14 protein-coding genes are annotated in these 17,247 nt (G+C 72.0%); 9 read left to right on the plus strand and 5 right to left on the minus strand.

The window, feature by feature from the left end; genetic code table 11:
• Positions 1–198: 198 nt before the first annotated feature.
• From ACZ4WQ_RS29265 to ACZ4WQ_RS29275, 3 genes are all read left to right on the plus strand, one after another.
• Positions 199–1,062 (plus strand): helix-turn-helix domain-containing protein, encoded by an 864-nt coding sequence (locus ACZ4WQ_RS29265; RefSeq protein WP_311727123.1) that lies wholly within the window; start codon positions 199–201, stop codon positions 1,060–1,062.
• Positions 1,063–1,156: 94 nt separating this feature from the next.
• Positions 1,157–2,614, plus strand: coding sequence for an aldehyde dehydrogenase family protein (locus ACZ4WQ_RS29270; protein ID WP_311727125.1), 1,458 nt, complete (start codon positions 1,157–1,159; stop codon positions 2,612–2,614).
• A 129-nt stretch (positions 2,615–2,743) separates the two neighbouring features.
• On the plus strand, positions 2,744–3,289 hold the full coding sequence (locus ACZ4WQ_RS29275) for a DinB family protein (protein WP_398376620.1): 546 nt from the start codon (positions 2,744–2,746) through the stop codon (positions 3,287–3,289).
• 80 nt (positions 3,290–3,369) lie between these two features.
• Here ACZ4WQ_RS29275 and ACZ4WQ_RS29280 read toward each other — a convergent pair whose 3' ends face one another.
• Both ACZ4WQ_RS29280 and ACZ4WQ_RS29285 read right to left on the minus strand, forming a co-directional pair.
• The gene (locus ACZ4WQ_RS29280) at positions 3,370–5,847 is read right to left on the minus strand and encodes an ABC transporter permease (protein WP_468022547.1); all 2,478 of its coding nucleotides are present in this window, start codon (positions 5,845–5,847) and stop codon (positions 3,370–3,372) included.
• Positions 5,841–6,599: an ABC transporter ATP-binding protein gene (locus ACZ4WQ_RS29285; protein ID WP_311727128.1), complete on the minus strand. Its 759-nt coding sequence runs from the start codon at positions 6,597–6,599 to the stop codon at positions 5,841–5,843. The genes ACZ4WQ_RS29280 and ACZ4WQ_RS29285 overlap by 7 nt, the downstream gene beginning before the upstream one ends.
• 132 nt (positions 6,600–6,731) lie before the next feature.
• Between ACZ4WQ_RS29285 and ACZ4WQ_RS29290 the strand changes: the two genes are divergently transcribed.
• Complete coding sequence (locus ACZ4WQ_RS29290) at positions 6,732–8,060, plus strand: sensor histidine kinase (protein ID WP_361186779.1); 1,329 nt, start codon at positions 6,732–6,734, stop codon at positions 8,058–8,060.
• On the opposite strand, the gene ACZ4WQ_RS29295 is transcribed toward ACZ4WQ_RS29290, so the two are convergent.
• On the minus strand, positions 8,053–9,945 hold the full coding sequence (locus tag ACZ4WQ_RS29295; protein ID WP_468022548.1) for a zinc ribbon domain-containing protein: 1,893 nt from the start codon (positions 9,943–9,945) through the stop codon (positions 8,053–8,055). The two genes, ACZ4WQ_RS29290 and ACZ4WQ_RS29295, sit on opposite strands and share 8 nt — an antisense overlap.
• Before the next feature lie 237 nt (positions 9,946–10,182).
• Between ACZ4WQ_RS29295 and ACZ4WQ_RS29300 the strand changes: the two genes are divergently transcribed.
• The 3 genes from ACZ4WQ_RS29300 (at position 10,183) to ACZ4WQ_RS29310 (ending at position 13,130) form a co-directional block, all read left to right on the plus strand.
• Positions 10,183–10,830, plus strand: a complete 648-nt coding sequence (locus ACZ4WQ_RS29300; RefSeq protein ID WP_311727131.1) for a response regulator transcription factor — start codon at positions 10,183–10,185, stop codon at positions 10,828–10,830.
• A gap of 71 nt (positions 10,831–10,901) precedes the next feature.
• The gene (locus tag ACZ4WQ_RS29305; protein WP_311727132.1) at positions 10,902–11,570 is read left to right on the plus strand and encodes a PadR family transcriptional regulator; all 669 of its coding nucleotides are present in this window, start codon (positions 10,902–10,904) and stop codon (positions 11,568–11,570) included.
• A gap of 195 nt (positions 11,571–11,765) precedes the next feature.
• Positions 11,766–13,130, plus strand: coding sequence for a hypothetical protein (locus ACZ4WQ_RS29310; RefSeq protein ID WP_468022549.1), 1,365 nt, complete (start codon positions 11,766–11,768; stop codon positions 13,128–13,130).
• A gap of 51 nt (positions 13,131–13,181) precedes the next feature.
• On the opposite strand, the gene ACZ4WQ_RS29315 is transcribed toward ACZ4WQ_RS29310, so the two are convergent.
• Positions 13,182–14,609 (minus strand): glutamate decarboxylase, encoded by a 1,428-nt coding sequence (locus ACZ4WQ_RS29315; protein WP_311727134.1) that lies wholly within the window; start codon positions 14,607–14,609, stop codon positions 13,182–13,184.
• A 133-nt stretch (positions 14,610–14,742) separates the two neighbouring features.
• Positions 14,743–15,426 carry a leucine efflux protein LeuE gene (leuE, locus tag ACZ4WQ_RS29320; protein WP_468022550.1) on the minus strand — a complete coding sequence of 228 codons (684 nt, stop codon included), beginning with the start codon at positions 15,424–15,426 and terminating at the stop codon, positions 14,743–14,745.
• A gap of 119 nt (positions 15,427–15,545) precedes the next feature.
• Here leuE and ACZ4WQ_RS29325 point away from each other — a divergent pair, with 119 nt between their 5' ends.
• Positions 15,546–16,304, plus strand: a complete 759-nt coding sequence (locus ACZ4WQ_RS29325) for a MerR family transcriptional regulator (protein ID WP_468022551.1) — start codon at positions 15,546–15,548, stop codon at positions 16,302–16,304.
• Positions 16,305–16,476: 172 nt separating this feature from the next.
• Entirely contained in the window at positions 16,477–17,244 is a 768-nt protein-coding gene (locus ACZ4WQ_RS29330; protein ID WP_311727138.1) for a DedA family protein, read from the plus strand.
• Positions 17,245–17,247 lie beyond the last annotated feature (3 nt).

Genomic DNA, 17,247 nt, shown 5'->3' on the forward strand with positions numbered 1-17,247 from the left:
CAGATGCACGTGCACGCAGATTTTTTGAGACTATGTACCCAACTTCGACACAGATTCTCCCTACGCCCTCTTGTGTACGTCTCACACTTGAGTAACGACATGTGTACGGGGAGGAGCCCGAAGAGTGGCAGACTTCGGCCCCAGGGCTGCGGGGGTCGCCTTCGGAAGGATGCGTTCCGTACAGGGAGGGTCGCAGACATGAGCGCAAGCGAGTCAAGCGGATCGGTGGTGCGCCGGATTCTCCTGGGCTCTCAGCTCAGGCGGTTGCGCGAGTCCCGTGGCATCACGCGGGAAGCGGCGGGCTATTCCATTCGGGCCTCCGAATCCAAGATCAGCCGGATGGAGTTGGGCCGGGTGAGCTTCAAGGCGCGCGACATCGAGGATCTGCTCACGCTCTACGGGGTCACGGACGAGACCGAGCGCGCGTCCCTGCTCGGCCTGGCCCGCGAGGCCAATGTCGCGGGCTGGTGGCACAGCTACGGCGATGTGCTGCCGAGCTGGTTCCAGACGTATGTCGGGCTGGAGGGCGCCGCCTCGCATATCGCCTGCTACGAGGTGCAGTTCGTGCACGGACTGCTACAGACCGAGGGCTATGCCCATGCCGTGGTCACCAGTGGTCAGCCCAAGGCCGGCGCGCCCGAGGTGGAGCGACGGGTCGCGCTGCGGCTGGAGCGGCAGAAGCTGCTGGTCTCCGAGCGGGCGCCCGCCTGCCATGTGGTGCTCGACGAGGCGGCGTTGCACCGGCCGTACGGCGGTCGGGCCGTGATGCGGGCCCAGATCCAGCACCTCATCGCCGTCTCCGAGCAGCCCAATGTCACGCTTCAGGTGATGCCCTTCTCCTTCGGCGGACACGCCGGGGAGAGCGGGGCGTTCACCCTGCTGAGCTTCCCCGAGTCGGACCTGCCGGACATCGTCTATCTGGAACAGCTCACCAGCGCGCTCTACCTCGACAAACCCGAGGAAGTGGGGCACTACCGAGGGGTGTTGGGGCGGCTGAGTGACGACAGCCTGTCCATGGAAAAGAGCCGTGACTTGCTGCGGGGCCTTCTTCAAGTCGCCTGACTCGCCAGTACGATGACAGTCGGTCAGGAAACAACCCCCCACGCGTACGCGGGTGTCGTCACAAGCGACACCGTGTCCTCCAGATTGGGATGGCATGTCCTACTTCTCCGAGCTGGCCTTTCAGTACATCGACGGTGAGTGGCGGACCGGCAGCGGTTCCTGGGACATCGTCGACTTCAACCCTTACAACGGGGAGAAGCTCGCCTCCATCACCGTGGCCACCGTTCAGGAGATCGATCTGGCCTATCGCGCAGCCGAGCGGGCGCAGCCGGAGTGGGGCGGCACCAACCCGTATGCCCGGCGCCTGGTCTTCGAGCGGGCGCTGCGGGTCATCGAGGACCGTGAGAAGGAGCTCACGCAGGCGATCATCGCGGAGTGCGGTGGCACGCATGTGAAGGCGGGATTCGAGCTCCACCTCGCCAAGGAGTTCCTGCGCGAGGCGATCCAGCTGGCGCTGCGGCCCGAGGGCCGCATTCTGCCCTCGCCGGTCGACGGCAAGGAGAACCGCCTCTACCGGCTGCCGGTCGGGGTGGTGGGGGTCATCAGCCCGTTCAACTTCCCCTTCCTGCTGTCGGTCAAGTCGGTCGCTCCGGCGCTCGCGCTGGGCAACTCCGTTGTGCTCAAGCCCCACCAGAACACTCCGATCTGCGGTGGCGGGCTGGTCGCCAAGGTCTTCGAGGACGCCGGGCTGCCCGCGGGGCTGCTCAATGTGGTGGTCACCGACATCGCCGAGATCGGCGACGCCCTGATCGAGCACCCGGTGCCCAAGGTCATCTCCTTCACCGGCTCGGACAAGGTCGGCCGCCATGTCGCCACCGTCGCGGCCTCCCACTTCAAGCGCTCCATCCTGGAGCTCGGCGGCAACAGCGCCCTGGTCGTCCTCGACGACGCCGATGTGGACTACGCGGTGAACGCCGCCGTCTTCAGCCGCTTCGTCCATCAGGGCCAGGTCTGCATGGCCGCGAACCGGGTGCTCGTGGATCGCCGGATCGAGCGCGAGTTCACCGAGAAGTTCGTGGCCAAGGTCGAGTCGCTGAAGGTCGGCGACCCGAGCGACCCGACGACGCACATCGGCCCGCTGATCAACGAGGGCCAGGCCGAGGCCATCAGCGCCCTGGTCGACCAGACCGTCGCCGAGGGGGCCACCGCGCTGGTGCGCGGCCGGACCAAGGGCACGCTCGTCGCGCCCAGCGTGCTCACCGGAGTCGCGGAGGACGCCGCGATCCTCGGCCAGGAGATCTTCGGTCCGGTGGTGCTGCTGATCCCCTTCGACGGGGACGAGGAGGCCGTCCGCATCGCCAACGCCACGGAGTACGGGCTCAGCGGCGCCGTGCACACCGGCGACATCGAGCGCGGGGTGCGCTTCGCGAAGCGGGTGCGCACCGGCATGATCCACATCAATGACAGCACGGTTCACGACGAGCCGATCGTGCCCTTCGGAGGAGAGGGGAACTCCGGGCTCGGGCGCCTCAACGGCGACTCCTTCGTCGAGGACTTCACCACCACCAAGTGGATCTCCATTCAGCATGGCCGCAGCCAGTTCCCGTTCTGAGTCGAGGCGTCATTTTCCAAGCCGAGGTGTCGTTGAGGGCTCGTTGAGGACAGAGGCTGACCGCAAGGGTCCGTAGCGTCGGAGACATCGGGAGAGAGAACTCCCGGAGGACCGACGGAAGGCGGACCCATGCCCACTCTGGTGAACCAGGAAGCCCACGGTGACGAGGCCGGAGCCCTCCTGGGCTTCCTCGATGCCCAGCGCGGCGCCGTCCGCCGCACGCTGCACGGCCTCAGCGACGAGCAGGCGCTCCTCAAGCCGTCGGCGAGCGAGCTGTCGCTGTTCGGCGTCCTCAAGCACGTCGCCGAGGTCGAGGTGGGCTGGGTCGAGGACGCCAAGCAGGTGACGCGCTCCATCCCGCGCGACCACTCCACGTGGCATCTGAGCTTCGAGCCCGAGGAGGGGCAGGCGACGGTCAAGGAGGTGCTGGCTTTCTGGGACGAGGCGGTGGCCGAGACCGAGAAGTTCATCCGCTCGCTGCCCGACCTGAACGGAACCTTCCCGCTGCCCCCGGCGCCGTGGTTCCCCGAGGGCAGTGTGCGCTCCATGCGCTTTCTGCTGCTCACCTTGATCCAGGAGTTCGCCCGCCACGCCGGCCACGCCGACATCATCCGCGAGACCATCGACGGCAAGACCGCCTTCGAGCTGATCGACGCGGTCGCGGCGGGCCGCTAGCCGGGCCCCGGACGCCGGCCGAACCGCCGGCCGCAGGTCGAGCGGGCGGGTCGAGCGGGCGGGGCGAGCCGGTGGCCGGCTCATCGCCGGGAGGCGAGCCGTGGCCGCAGCGCGCACCAGGCGGGGAGGACGGAGGAGACCACCGCCAGCAGTGCGCACGCGGCCACCGCCGCACCCAGCGCGCCCCAGGGCACCGCGGGCATGGTGGTCGCCGGCACCGACAGCCGCCCCAGCGCGCTCCACAGGCCGAGCAGTTGGACCCCGGCCACCGCCGCGCCCAGCACCGCGCCCACGGCGACGGTCAGCACCGCCTCCGCCGCCACCGCGCGCAGCACCTGGAAGGTGGTGCCTCCGGCCAGCCGCAGCGCCGTCAGCTCGGGTATTCGGTCGGAGGTGGCCATGATCAGCGTGCCGACGAGCGCTATGCCCGCGTAGACCAGCGCGATGCCGACCACCACCAGCAGGCCCAGCCGGGTCTGCGGGCTCGTGCGGGGATGGACCTCCGCCACCCAGACGTCCGGGGTGAGCACCCGCCCGCCCTCGGACCGGACCGCCGCCCGCAGCCCCCGGGCCACGGCGGCCGCGTCGGCCCCGGGCCGCAGCCGCACCTCGATCCGGTCCACCGTGGCGCCGCGCGCGTTCCCCCAGGTGACATACGCGCCGTTGTCGCCGGTGCCGGTCCGCAGGACGGCGACGATCCGCAGCGTGGTCTTCCGGCCGTCGCCCAGCCAGACGGCGACCTGGCGGCCGACGGTGGGCCGCTCCCACTCCTCGTTCACCACGATGCCCCGGTCGTCCAGATCACGGACCGAGCCGGAGACCACGGGCAGCCGCCCGACGGCCTCGAGCCGCGCCGGATCCACGGCCCGCGCCGCCGACTCGACCAGCGCCGACTCGCCGTCGCGGGCGAACACGGCGGTGGTCGCGGACGCGGACGTCAGCGCTCCGGGCACCTCGGACACACGCCGCACCGCGCCCGCGCTCAGCCCCTCGGCGCCCGCCCCCGGGGTGACCACGAAATCGGCGCGGGTGTGCGCCCGCAACTCGGCCGCCTTGGCCTCGCTCACCGTCGCGGCCGCGCCCATCAGGGAACCGGTCAGCGCGACCGTGATCAGCACCGGCGCGGCCACGGACGCGGTACGCCGCACCCCGGCCGAGGCGCTCTCCCGGGCCAGCATCCCCGTCGCCCCGGGCAGCCGGGCCGGCAGCCGGCCCAGCGCCCGCACCAACGGCCGGACCAGCAGGGGCGCCAGCAGGCCGACCGCGGTGATCAGCACCATGGGCTCGGTGGTGTACGTCTTCCGCTTGAGCAGCTCGCCCGGGTCGTCGGCCAGCGTCCACCCCAGCACCGCCACCCCGGCCAGCAGCAGCCCGGCGCCCAGCAGCCGACGGGCGAGCGGCATGGTCCGGCTGTCCACGGCGGCCTCGCGCAGCGCCTCGGCCGGCTCGACCCGACCGGCGCGCAGCGCCGCGGCCCACACCCCCGCGAGCGCCACCAGCAGGCCCGTCCAGAAGGCCACGGGAAGCGGCCAGAAGTGATCGCCGATGGTGAACCAAGGGGGCGCCACCCCGCCCTCCACCAGCCGCCGCGCCAGCCAGGGCGCACCCCACGTCCCCAGCGCGCAGCCCGCGGCCGAGGCGAGCACCCCCACCACCGCGGCCTCCGCGAAGACCACGCGTCTGAGCTGGCCGGGGGCGGCTCCCGCCATCCGCAGCAGGCCGAACTCCCGGCGCCGCTGGGCCACCGCGAAGGCGAAGGTGGAGGCGACCACGAAGACGGAGACAAAGCCGGTCACCCCGGCCGCCGTGCCGAGCAGCGCGTTGACCGTGAGCAGGGCCCGGCTGTCGCGGTCCGGGTCGGGGTCGGCCCGCCGCCGGTCCGCGCCGGTGAGGACCCGCACCCCGGGCGTACCCGCCACGGCCTCGCGCACCTCGGCGGCCGGGGCGCGCACCACCACCGCGTCGATCCGGGACGAGATGCGGGCGGCCTCGCCGTCGGTGAAGAACACCGCGCTCTCGAAGGCCGACCGGGGGACCGTGCCCACCACGATCCGGGTGCGGTACTCCGAGGCGGTCCTGATGCCGATCCGGTCGCCCACCTTCACCCCGGCACCGGCGACGACCACCTCCCCGGCCCGCTCCGGCGCCCTCCCGGAGGCCAGCCGGTAGGGGGTGAAGGCCGCGGCGGACCACGGGTGGCCGACGGTGCCCTGGGGGAGCGCCCCCGAAAGCAGGGGGAAGGTGCGGTCCGGTGTCACCGGGCCGAGCCGCCCGAGCCGCCGCACCAGCTCGGGCGGCACCGGGCGGGGGTGGGCCAGCGGCGCCGACACCTCCTCCGTGTCCGGTCCGCGCCGCACGGGGACGGTGACGGTGTCGGCGCCGCGCACCACCACCGGCGCGGCGGCGAACCGCTCCGGAACGCGCTTCGGGGCGTCCAGCGTGGAGGCCAGCGCCAGGCACATGGTGGCGATCAGCGCGACCCCGAGACCGAGCGCGACGAAGGTGCCGACGAGCGTGATCCAGCGGGTCCGCAGACCGCCGAGCGTCATGGTCAGCACGGGACCGTCTCCAGCCGTGTCATCCGGGCGGAGACCTGCTCGGGGGTCGGCCGCTCCAGCTCTCCGCTCACCCGCCCGTCGACGAGGAAGACCACCCGGTCCGCATACGAGGCGGCGACCGGGTCGTGGGTGACCATGACGACGGTCTGCCGCTCGGCGTCGACCAGCTCCCGCAGCAGCCGCAGGACATCGCGGCTGGTGGCGGAGTCGAGGGCGCCGGTCGGCTCGTCGCCGAAGAGCACCTGGGGTTGGGTGATCAGGGCACGGGCCAGCGCCACGCGCTGCTGCTGGCCGCCGGAGAGCTGACCCGGCCGGTGCCCGGCCCGGTCCGCCAGACCGACCCGGGCCAGCGCCCGCTGTATCTCCGCGCGCGCGGGGGCGCGGCCCGCCAGCCGCAGCGGCAGGGCCACGTTCTGCGCGGCGGTCAGCGAGGGCAGCAGATTGAAGGACTGGAAGACGAAGCCGATCCGCTCCCGGCGCAGCCGCGTCAGCCGGGTCTGGCTCAGCCCCTCCAGCGGGGTGCCGCCGATCGACACCGAGCCGGAGTCGGGCCGGTCGAGGCCCGCCGCACACTGGAGGAGCGTGGACTTGCCGGAGCCGGAGGGGCCCATGACCGCGGTGAAGCTGCCCGCGGGGAAGGAGAGGCTGACGTCGTCGAGCGCCGTCACCCCGCTCGCCCCGGAGCCGGAGTCGTAGCGCCGGCTCACCCGCGAGAGCCGGACCGCCGCGGTGCGCAGGTCAGTTCGTGTCATGCCGTCCAGACAACCGCCTCCGGCCCGCCCGTTCACGACCACTGGGCATAGTTCCGGGGTATGGCCAGGCATACCTCCAAGACGCCTACTGGGCCGACTGTGCCGGGGGTCGCCGCGCCGTACCGTTCTCGTATGTCCACGCGAAATGTCCGACAGGCCCTCTATCAGCCCGGCTATCTGCGCTCCGCCTGGCCCTGGCGCGCGGTGCTGTATCTGATGAGCAGCGCGCCCGTCGGGCTGCTCGCGCTGCTCGGCATCATCGTCCTCGCGCTGGTCGGCGGCGTGTTGACGATCCTGGTGCTCGGACTGGGGGTACTGGCCGCGCTGGGGCTGGCCGGGGTGCCGGTCGGCGCGATCGAGCGCCGCCGGCTGCGGCTGGTCGACGACAGACCGGCCCGCAGCCCGCACCGCCCTCCGGACGAGCCGGGGCTCCTCGCGTGGGCGCGCGTGCGGTATCAGGAGCGGGCGACCTGGTACGAGCTGGCGTACGCAGTGCTGTTCGCGTTCGGCCTGTGGATGGCCGACGCAATGGCCCTCCTGGGCGCGCTGGGGGCGCCCCTGTCGATGATGGCCACCCCGATACTGCTGGCCCTGGACGGCGGCGGCCAGGCCCAGGTGCTCAAGTACTGGTCCGTCACCTCCTATAACGAGGCGGCCGCGTGGTCCCTCGCGGGGGCGATGCTGCTCCCGGTGGCGCTCTACTGTCTGGGCACCTTCGCCGGGCTGCGGGCCGCGTTCGCCCGGCTGCTCCTCGCGGGCCCCGACGACCCGCTGCGCGAGGAGCTGGGGGAGGTGGCCCGGTCGCGGGCCCGGCTGGTGCACGCCTTCGAGGCGGAGCGCCGGCGAATAGAGCGGGATCTGCATGACGGCGCCCAGCAGCGTCTGGTGGCGCTCACCATGACGCTGGGCCTGGCGCGGCTGGACGCCCCGCCCGGGCCGCTGGCCGACCAGCTCGCCAAGGCGCATGACGAGGCGGGCAAGGTGCTGGCGGAGCTGAGGGAGCTGATTCATGGAATACACCCCCAGGTGCTGGCCGACCGGGGCCTGGAGGCGGCGCTGGAGGACGCGGCCGACCGCTCGCCGATCCCCGTTCTGGTGCATGCCCCCGGGCTGGGGCGGCTGCCCGAACCGGTCGAGAAGGCCGCGTACTTCGTGGTCTGCGAGGCGCTGGCCAATGTCGCCAAGCACAGCGCCGCGGCGCTGGCGGAGGTCGGGGCCGAGGTGCGGGAAGGGGCGCTGTTCGTGTCGGTGGTGGACGACGGGGTGGGCGGTGCGGTCCTTCGGCGGGGCGGCTCCGGGGGCGGGGCTGGAGTTGACGCGGGGGGCAGCGGGCTGACCGGGCTGTCAGACCGGGTGGCCGCGCTCGATGGGACACTGACACTTTCCAGCCCGCCTGGCGGGCCGACGATTCTGGGCGTGGAGATACCGTGCGAGCCGATCGAAGCGTCTCTGATCAACTAAGGGATCCTATGCAGGACATGGTGTCCGGCCGTGGGATGTCCCATCGTGGCGGGGTGGCGTGGGCGTGCAGGTGGAACCCTGCACCCAGTGCTGCCCCTTGTGGCCGGTGTCGGCCGGGATGGGGTCTCCCCTGCTCGAGCGAAGCCGAGAGCTTGGGGAAGGGTGTGCTGATCGTCGTCACGCCCTGGTGCCGGTGGGCTGCGCGGAGCAGCCGTATCCGGCCCGTTGGTGCGTGTCCCTCCGGACGCTGGCCCGCCGGACCCGGGGGTCTGGTGGGGGAGGGTGCCCTGCGTCGCCTGGGCGCGGGGCGTGTGGTCTGGCGCCGGGTGGGTCCGGTCTTGGACCGGTCCCTCCGGCGGGTCTTGGCGGTCGTCGGGGTCGTGGGGGTGACCACGGCTCGGGCTTCGAGCTTGTCTGTCACGCTGCGGATGGCCAGGGTGTCGCTGGCGCGGTCGGTGACGGTCTTGGTCTGGTGGGTCAGGCCGCGGGCGGCGATGCGCTGCCATGCCCCCATGTCGCGGTCGCCCTGCCAGCCGCACCCGGGGTTCGGGCAGACGGCCCACTTCCAGCCGGGTGTAGTGGGCCGGTCGGGGGCCTTGCGGTGGCACAGTGGGACGAGGCAGCGGGGGCAGTGCCGGGAGGTGTTGCGGGCCGGGACCGTCACGACGGCGATACCGGCCTCGGCGGCCAAGTGCCGTATCCGCTCCACGATCTGCCCGCGGATCTGCTGGGACAGGCGGGTGTTGAGGGTGCGGCCCATGCCCCGCGCCTCCATGGAGCGGAGGTCCTCGACATAGATCACGCTCGCGCCGACGGTGATGGCCTGGTCGACCGTCCAGCGCGCCGCGGCCCACGCCAGGGCGTCGTTGAGGTTGGAGCGGCGGGCGGAGACGTGCCGGACCCCTTCGGTGAGCACGTGGTGCCGGGCCGTCAGCGGATGCGTGTCATGTCCGGCGATGAGGTGCTGGTAGTGGCCGGCCTTGGCGTGCAGGTGCTCGCACTCGCGGCGCAGCCGGTGCTGTTTGGCCAGCACACCGGCAGCACGGAACATCCCGCCCGTGCCGATGGCGATGAGGCGCCCGTCCTTGTGGAGCCGGATGGCGCCCGCGCTGAGCAGGGTGTTCAGGCCCCAGTCCACGCCCAGCGCGATGATGTGCCCGGTGCGCCGGGCCTTGGGCACGGCGTGCGTGTAGGCCAGATCGGCGAGCACCCTGCCCTGGTGGACGCGGAGAGTGGGCAGGTGCAGCACCGCGCCGGGTGGGACCGTGGGCGGCAGCGTGATGGGGCACGCCACCCACGCCCAGTCCCGGTAGGAGCGCGGGTCCCGGCGGACGGGCAGCTGCACCCGCAGCAGCGCCCGGCCCGGATCGTCACCGCGTGCGATCGACGCCTGCTGCCCATCGCACGCCGACAGCAGCAGCATCCGCGCAACGCCGGGTGCGGCCTCCAGCTCGAACACGTCAGCCGGCAACCGGCCGTGCTGCCGCTCGAAGTCGGCGATCTGCCGGGTGCGGGACCTGATCACGCCGGAGGGCAGATGCCAGCCGTCGGGGATGGCCTCGCGGACGGCATCCCACTCATCCGGGGTACGCCGACCCGCCTCGGCGGGCCAGGTCCCGATGACTCCGACGGTGAGATCGGCCCGCCACTTCGCCGACCGCAGGGTCCGCCCGGCCTGCTCCTGCGCCATGCGCACGATACGGTCATTGACCTTCACGCTCGCGGGCGGTGCGGCGTTCCAGTCCGAGGCCAGCTGGTCCACATCGGCGGCATTCCAGTGCGTGTCCAGCAGCGAGGCAGCCATGCCGGACACCAGACCAGCCGCCCAGTCCACCCGCTCCGCCAGCACAGCGGCCGACAACACCTCACCCGTCTTCTCCACCACACCCGCACGCAACAGACCACGGGCACAGGCAGTACGGGCCATCTCGCCCCCACCCAGCGGCAATCTCCGACTCACCAGCCCCCCTTCCCGCCCGTGGCGCTGTCATCCGATCAACGACACACCTCGAGAAAGGTCACGCATTCGATCCTCACACTCACATACGACACCGACACCGGTACCGGACACACGACACGACGCCGATAAATGACGCATCACCACGGATCCCAAAGGAAACACATGAGCCTTCGGCTAGTCCTGGCGGAGGACAGCGTGCTGCTGCGCGAGGGCCTGGTGGGGCTGCTGGCCCGGTTCGGACACGAGGTCGTCGCGGCCGTCGGCGACGCCCCCGCGCTGCGGGCGGCGGTCGGCGAGTTCTCCCCGGACCTCGTGGTCACCGATGTGCGGATGCCGCCGGGGCAGAGCGACGAGGGGCTGCGGGCGGCGGTCGCCCTGCGCAAGGAGCGGCCGGGGCTGCCGGTCCTGGTGCTGAGCCAGTATGTGCAGCGGACCTACGCGACCGAGCTGCTGGACTCCGGCGACGGCACGGCGGTGGGCTATCTGCTCAAGGACCGGGTCGGGCAGGTCGAGGAGTTCATGGACGCGCTGCGCCGGGTGGCGGGCGGCGGCACGGTCGTCGACCCGGAGGTGGTCCGCCAGCTGTTCCGCCGTCGGCGCGACCCCCTGGAGCGGCTCACCTCGCGGGAGCGGGAGGTGCTGGCGCTGGTGGCGGAGGGGAAGTCCAACGCGGCCATCGCGCGCGAGCTGGTGGTCTCGGAGGCGGCGGTGGGCAAGCACATCGGCAACATCCTGGGCAAGCTCGACCTGCCGCCCGGCGAGGACACCCACCGCCGCGTCCTCGCGGTCCTGGCCTTCCTCCGGGCGTAGTACCCGGGGGAGGGGCGTCTAGCCTGGACAGCGGCGGGCCCCAGAGGGGCCGGGAGGGAGAGAAGCGGGCGATGTCAGCGATCCGGCTGCTGGTGCTGGGGGCGGTGCGCCAGCATGGGCGGGCCCACGGCTACCAGGTCCGTAACGACCTGGAGTTCTGGGGCGCCCACGAGTGGTCCAACGCCAAGCCCGGATCGATCTATCACGCGCTCAAACAGATGGCCAAGCAGGGCCTGATGGTCGCTCACGATGTCGCGCCGAGCACGGTCGGCGGCCCGCCGCGCACCGAGTACGAGCTGACCGAAGCGGGGGAGGAGGAGTATTTCCAGCTCCTCCGTGAGGCGCTGGTGCGCCATGACCAGAAGATCGACGAGCTGACGGCCGGGGTCGGCTTCATCGTCGACCTTCCGCGTGCCGAGGCGATCTCCCTGCTGAAGGAGCGGGTGGCGGCGCTGGAGGAGTGGCGGGCCGAGGTCACCGCGCACTGGATGCCGGACGAGGCCACGCCCGACGCCTGGGGCCATATCGGCGAGATCATGCGGTTCTGGGTGCACTCGGCCGACAGCGGGGCGCAGTGGACGCGCGGGCTGATCGAGCGGCTCGAGGGCGGGGCGTATGTGATGGCCGGTGAGGGGAAGCGCTCGGTGAATGTGCTGATGGACAGCGTGCCGAGCACGGAGAGCCCGAGTGCGCCCGCGCCTGGCGAGGACGGCGCCGAAACAGAGCAGAACGCCGACTAATCAAGTTTGACTAATTCGCAAGAGTCACGCCCAACTGCTGGCGGTCAGCCGGCCGCTGGCGCTGCTCGCGGTCTTCTTCCCATTGGCTTTGGGCCGTTATCAGAGCCTCAGCCGCTGAAACGATTCCAGACACGCCCGAAAGCCGCGTGAGCCACACCATCACCCGTCGTGGGTGGTACCGGATACGGTGCTTGCATGGTGAACGACAGGGGGGACACGGGCGCGAGGGCGACGGGCGGGGTCGGTTACGCCCTGCTCGTCGCCGCCGCCCCGGGTGGCCGACAGCGGCTGATGGACGCGGCCGGGGCGCTGCACCAACTCGCGGCCGTACCGCCCGCCGCGTTACTGGGGACCGCGGGCGGGGCGAGCGTCGTACAACTGGTGGACCCGGCCGACCCGCAGACCGTGCTGACGCATCTGCGGACCGCGGCCGCCCACGGCGGGCCGGTGCTGATCTATCTGGCGGGCCAGCTCACCTTCGACACCAAGCAGCGGCTGCCGCACTTCGCGCTGGCCCGTACGACGCCGAGGACCGCCCGCTACACCGCGCTGCCGTGGCACTGGCTGGCCGCCGAGCTCGCGCCGCGGCCGCCGGGCAGCACCACAGTGCTCGTCGACCTGGTGGCGGACGAGACGGCGTGGCCGCGGCTGTCGTCCGACCCCGTTCTGGCCGGGCGGCTGATGGCGGCCGGGCTGACGCTCTACGGCGCCATCGCCCCCGCTCCGCCCAAGCGGCGGACCGCCGCGCCGCTCTACAGCCGGGCGTTCGCCGCGGCCTTGCGGGGCGCGGCCGAGGACACGCCGTTGGCGCTGCTGCACGAGCGGGCCGTCGCCGAGGCGGGTCTCGGAGGCGGCGCGGAGCTGCTGTTCGACGGGTCCGCCGTCGCCGCCGCGGGCGCCCCGCACCCGACCCCGGCACCCGCTTCGGCAGGCGGGGTGACGCGCGTTGCGGACGGCCCGGAGGCGGAGGCGGCGGAGGCGGCCGTTCCACTGCCCCGCGCGCAGGATCGCCGGCAGGACCGCCCGCTGGAGCTGCTGCCGCCCGCACCCCTCGCCACCCTCCCGCCCCCGCCAGCGCCGTGGCCGGCGCCCACCGGGCCGGAGCAGCCCCCGCCGCCCGCGCCCGCGTCCGATCCGCACGCCGCGATCTTCGAGGCCGCGTACGCCGGGCGGCACAGCGAGGCCGCCTCCATGGCGGCGGCCTGGGAGCAGGAGGCCCTCCGCTCCGCCGGTCCGCACTCGGGCGCGGCCCTCCACTGGCTGGAGGTACGGGCCGACCTGGCGCGCCTCGCCGGCGACCCGGCCCGCGCCTGCGAGCTGTGGATGGCGGTGGCCGACGCCCGGCTGGGCAACGGCGAGGCCGCCGACCACCCGGACGTCGAAGGGGCCGTGGACCGGGCCCACCACCAGTGGCAGTTCGTCCAGGACCCGGTCAGGGCCGGCGCCCTCGCCCCCTTCCTGATATCGCTGCGCGGTCGGGTGCCCGGCCGCAGGCCCGGCGCCCTGGAGGCGGTCCGGCGCAGGGCCGAGATACTCCAGGCCGCGGCGCGTACGGCCTGACGGCGGCTGCTCTCGGACGTACGGCCGCTCTCGCCTGAACGGCCGCGCCGCTCAGTGGTGGAAGGCGGTGGCCACGGTCTCGGGGCGGCCCAGGGGCCGCGGCTGGCGCCGCAGTTCGGGCAGCAGCGTCCGCAGGTCGTCCAGGAAGAGGTCCGAGAGGTCCATCGAGAAGCCGTTGCGGCACACCATCCGCAGCACGGCCAGGTCCTGCCGGTTCGGCGGGAAGGTGTAGGCGGGCACCAGCCAGTTGTGCTCGCGCAGCCGCCGCGACACGTCGAACACATCGAAGTTCTCCACGCCCTCGGCCGTGGTGAAGGCGAAGACCGGCAGCTCGTCCCCGCGTGTCAGCAGCCGGAAGTCGCCCAGCGCCTCGATCCGCTCCGCGAGCGAGCAGGCCACCTCCCGCGTGGTCTGCTGCACCGCGCGGTAGCCGTCCCGCCCCAGCCGCAGAAACGTGTAGTACTGGGCGGCCACCTGGGAGCCGGGCCGGGAGAAGGTCAGCCCGAACGTCGGCATCTCGCCGCCCAGGTAGTTGACCCGGAAGACCAGCTCCTCGGGGAGGTCCTCCATGGTGCGCCACAGCGCCCATCCCACGCCGGGGTAGACCAGGCCGTACTTGTGTCCTGAGGTGTTGATGGAGGCGACCCTGGGCAGCCGGAAGTCCCATTCCAGGTCCGGGTCGAGGAAGGGGGCCACCATCGCGCCCGAGGCGCCGTCCACATGGACCGGGATGTCCAGCCCGGTGCGCCCCCGCAGATCGTCCAGCGCCGCGCAGACCTCCGCGACGGGTTCGTACGAGCCGTCGAACGTGGACCCGAGGACGGTGACGACGCCGATGGTGTTCTCGTCGCACAGGTCCGCGGCCGCCTGGGGGTCGAGGTGGAACCGGTCGCCCTCCATGGGCACTTGGCGCATCTCGACTTCCCAGAAGTTGCAGAACTTCTCCCAGCACACCTGGACATTGATCCCCATGACCAGGTTGGGCCGGGCCACCGCCGGATAGCGCACCGGGTTGCGTTTGGTCCAGCGGCGCTTGAGGGCCAGCCCGGCGAGCATGCACGCCTCGCTCGAACCGGTGGTGGAACAGCCGATGACGGAGTCCGGGTCGGGGGCGTGCCACAGATGGGCCAGCATCGCGACGCAGCGCCGCTCCAGCTCGGCGGTGCGCGGGTACTCATCCTTGTCGATCATGTTCTTGTCGCGGCACTCGAACAGCACCTGGTCGGCCTGTGGCTCCATCCAGGTCGTGACGAAGGTGGCGAGGTTGAGCCGGGCGTTGACGTCCAGCATCAGCTCGTCGTGCACCAGCTTGTAGGCGGTGGCGGGGGGCATGGGGCCGTCGGGCAGCCGGTTGCGCGGCACCTCGTCGACCATGCCGCCGACCGGGTCGGCCGCCCCGTAGAAGGGGTTGACCGCGACAGCGGGCCGTCGCTGCCCGCTCTCGTACCGCGTGTCGTGCCTGCCCTTGTGGAGTGCCATGGGCCGCGCACTCTCCCCTCGGTCATGAGAGCCGTCGGCTGACCTTCGCGACAATACGGGCGAATGCGGCTGATGACCCGTTCCCGCGCCGCACCCCTCCCGCCGCCGTAGCCCCTCGCCGCCCTTCGTTTCGCTACCCCGCGCTGCTCAGCGACAGCTTCACCGCGAACCCCAGGAACGCCGCGCCCGCCGCCGCCGACATCCCGGCGGTCAGCCGCTTCCGCCGCCGGAAGGCCGCCGCCAGATGCGCGCCACTGAAGATCAGCACCGACAGATACGTGAGGCTGAACAGCTGTCCCCAGGCGCCCAGCACCAGGAAGGACAGCTCCGGGTGGGCGTACTCCGGGTCCACGAACTGAACGAAGAAGGAGATGAAGAACAGAATCGCCTTCGGGTTCAGCAGGCTGATCACCAGCGCCTTGCGGTACGGCCGCTCCACTGCCCGCGCCCCGTCATCCGCGGCCCCTGGCACGGCCGCCGGGCCGGCGGAGCCGCCGGCCCCGCGCGAGCCCCGGTCGCGCCACAGCCGCCACGCCCCGCGCAGCATGCCCAGCGCCAGCCAGCTCAGATAGCCCGCTCCCGTGTACTTCACGACGGCGAAGAGCGTCGGGCTCGCCTGGAGCAGCGAGGCCACCCCGCCCGCCGACAGCACCATCAGTACCGTGTCCCCGCACACCACGCCCAGCGCGGCCCGGTAGCCGGTCCGCGTGCCGCTGCGGGCGGCGACGGAGACCACATAGAGCGAGTTCGGCCCCGGCAGCAGGATGATCAGGGCGAGACCCGCCAGATACGTCGAAAGATCTGTTATTCCCAGCACAGCAGGCAGGATGCCAGCCGCCCCCGGAAGCATCCCAGCGGGTTTCCGGGATCCGGACTTGCACCTCACGCGACGTGAGGGCACACCGTGGAGCGCGTACCAGGAAGGAGCGGACGGCCATGAGCTACTCCGTGGGACAGGTGGCGGGTTTCGCCGGGGTCACGGTGCGCGCCCTGCACCACTACGACGAGATCGGGCTGCTGCGCCCGAGCGCCCGCAGCCGGGCCGGGCACCGGCGCTACGACGACGCCGACCTCGACCGGTTGCAGCAAATCCTGTTCTACCGGGAGCTCGGCTTCCCGCTCGACGAGGTGGCGGTCCTGCTGGACGACCCGGACACCGACCCGCAGCAGCATCTGCGGCGTCAGCACGCCGTGCTGACCGAGCGGATCGAAAGGCTCCGGAAGATGGCCGCCGCCGTCGAACACGCCATGGAGGCACGGAAGATGGGCATCAACCTCACGCCCGAGGAGAAGTTCGAGGTCTTCGGGGGCAAGGACCCCGAACAGTACGCGGAGGAGGCCGAGCGGCGCTGGGGCGGCACCGAGGCCTACGCCGAGAGCCAGCGGCGCGCCGCCGAGTACACCAAGGAGGACTGGCAGCGGATGCAGGCCGAGGTCGCCGACTGGACCGCCCGGTTCGCCGCCCTCATGGAGGAGGGGGAGCCGGCCTCCGGCGAGCGGGCGATGGACATGGCGGAGGAGCACCGGCGCCATATCTCCACGTGGTTCTACGAGTGCACCTTCGAGGCCCACCTGGGGCTCGGCGAGATGTATGTGACCGACGAGCGGTTCCGGGAGTTCTACGACTCGGTCCGGCCCGGGGCGGCCGAGCACCTGCGCGCGGCCATCGCGGCGAACGCCGCCCGTCACGGCTAGGCCGCGGCCGTACGCCCGGGTCGCCCCGGGCGTACGGACAGCGGGAACCGAGGGCACGCACATGGCGTTGATAACTTTGGGCGGCACACTGTGAAGACCCCACCTGTCCGCCCCAACCCTGCGGCCGGGCCTCGCACGAGCCTGCACCCCTCGACCCAGGAGCCTGTCACCCGTGACCACTCTCGCGCTCGGCCCCAGCTGGCTGGACCCCGACTACCTCATCGAAACCTTCGGCCTGCTCGGCGTCCTGGCGATCGTATTCGCGGAGTCCGGCCTGCTCATCGGCTTCTTCCTGCCGGGCGACTCGCTGCTGTTCACCACGGGTCTGCTGGTCACCACGGATGTGATCAAGCAGGATCTGTGGGTGGTCTGCGTCGGTGTCGCCGCCGCGGCGATCATCGGTGACCAGGTCGGCTATCTCTTCGGCCGGAAGGTCGGCCCCTCGCTCTTCCGCCGCCCGGACTCCAAGCTCTTCAAGCAGGAGAACGTGGAGAAGGCCCATGAGTTCTTCGAGAAGCACGGGCCCAAGTCGCTGATCCTGGCCCGCTTCGTGCCCATCGTGCGCACGTTCACGCCGATCATCGCGGGCGTGAGCCGGATGAACTACCGCTCCTTCATCATCTTCAACATCATCGGCGGCGTCGCGTGGGGCGTGGGAGTCACCGTGCTCGGGGCCGCGCTGGGCAAGGTCGCCTTCGTCCACGAGCACATCGAGATGATGCTGATCGCCATCGTGCTGCTGTCGGTGATCCCGATCATCATCGAGTTCCTCCGCGCCCGCGGCAAGGCCAAGAAGGAGGCCGCCTCCGGCCCGGCGGAGCCCGCGGGCGCCCAGGGCCCCGTGGCGGGTCCGGGCGCGCCGGACGCGGGCCCCGAGGCGCGCTACCAGGCGCAGCAGCCCTCGGGCCCGATGCCGCGCGGCCGTCACGCCAAGCGCTGACGC

This window comes from Streptomyces sp. NPDC028305 (assembly GCF_055569495.1).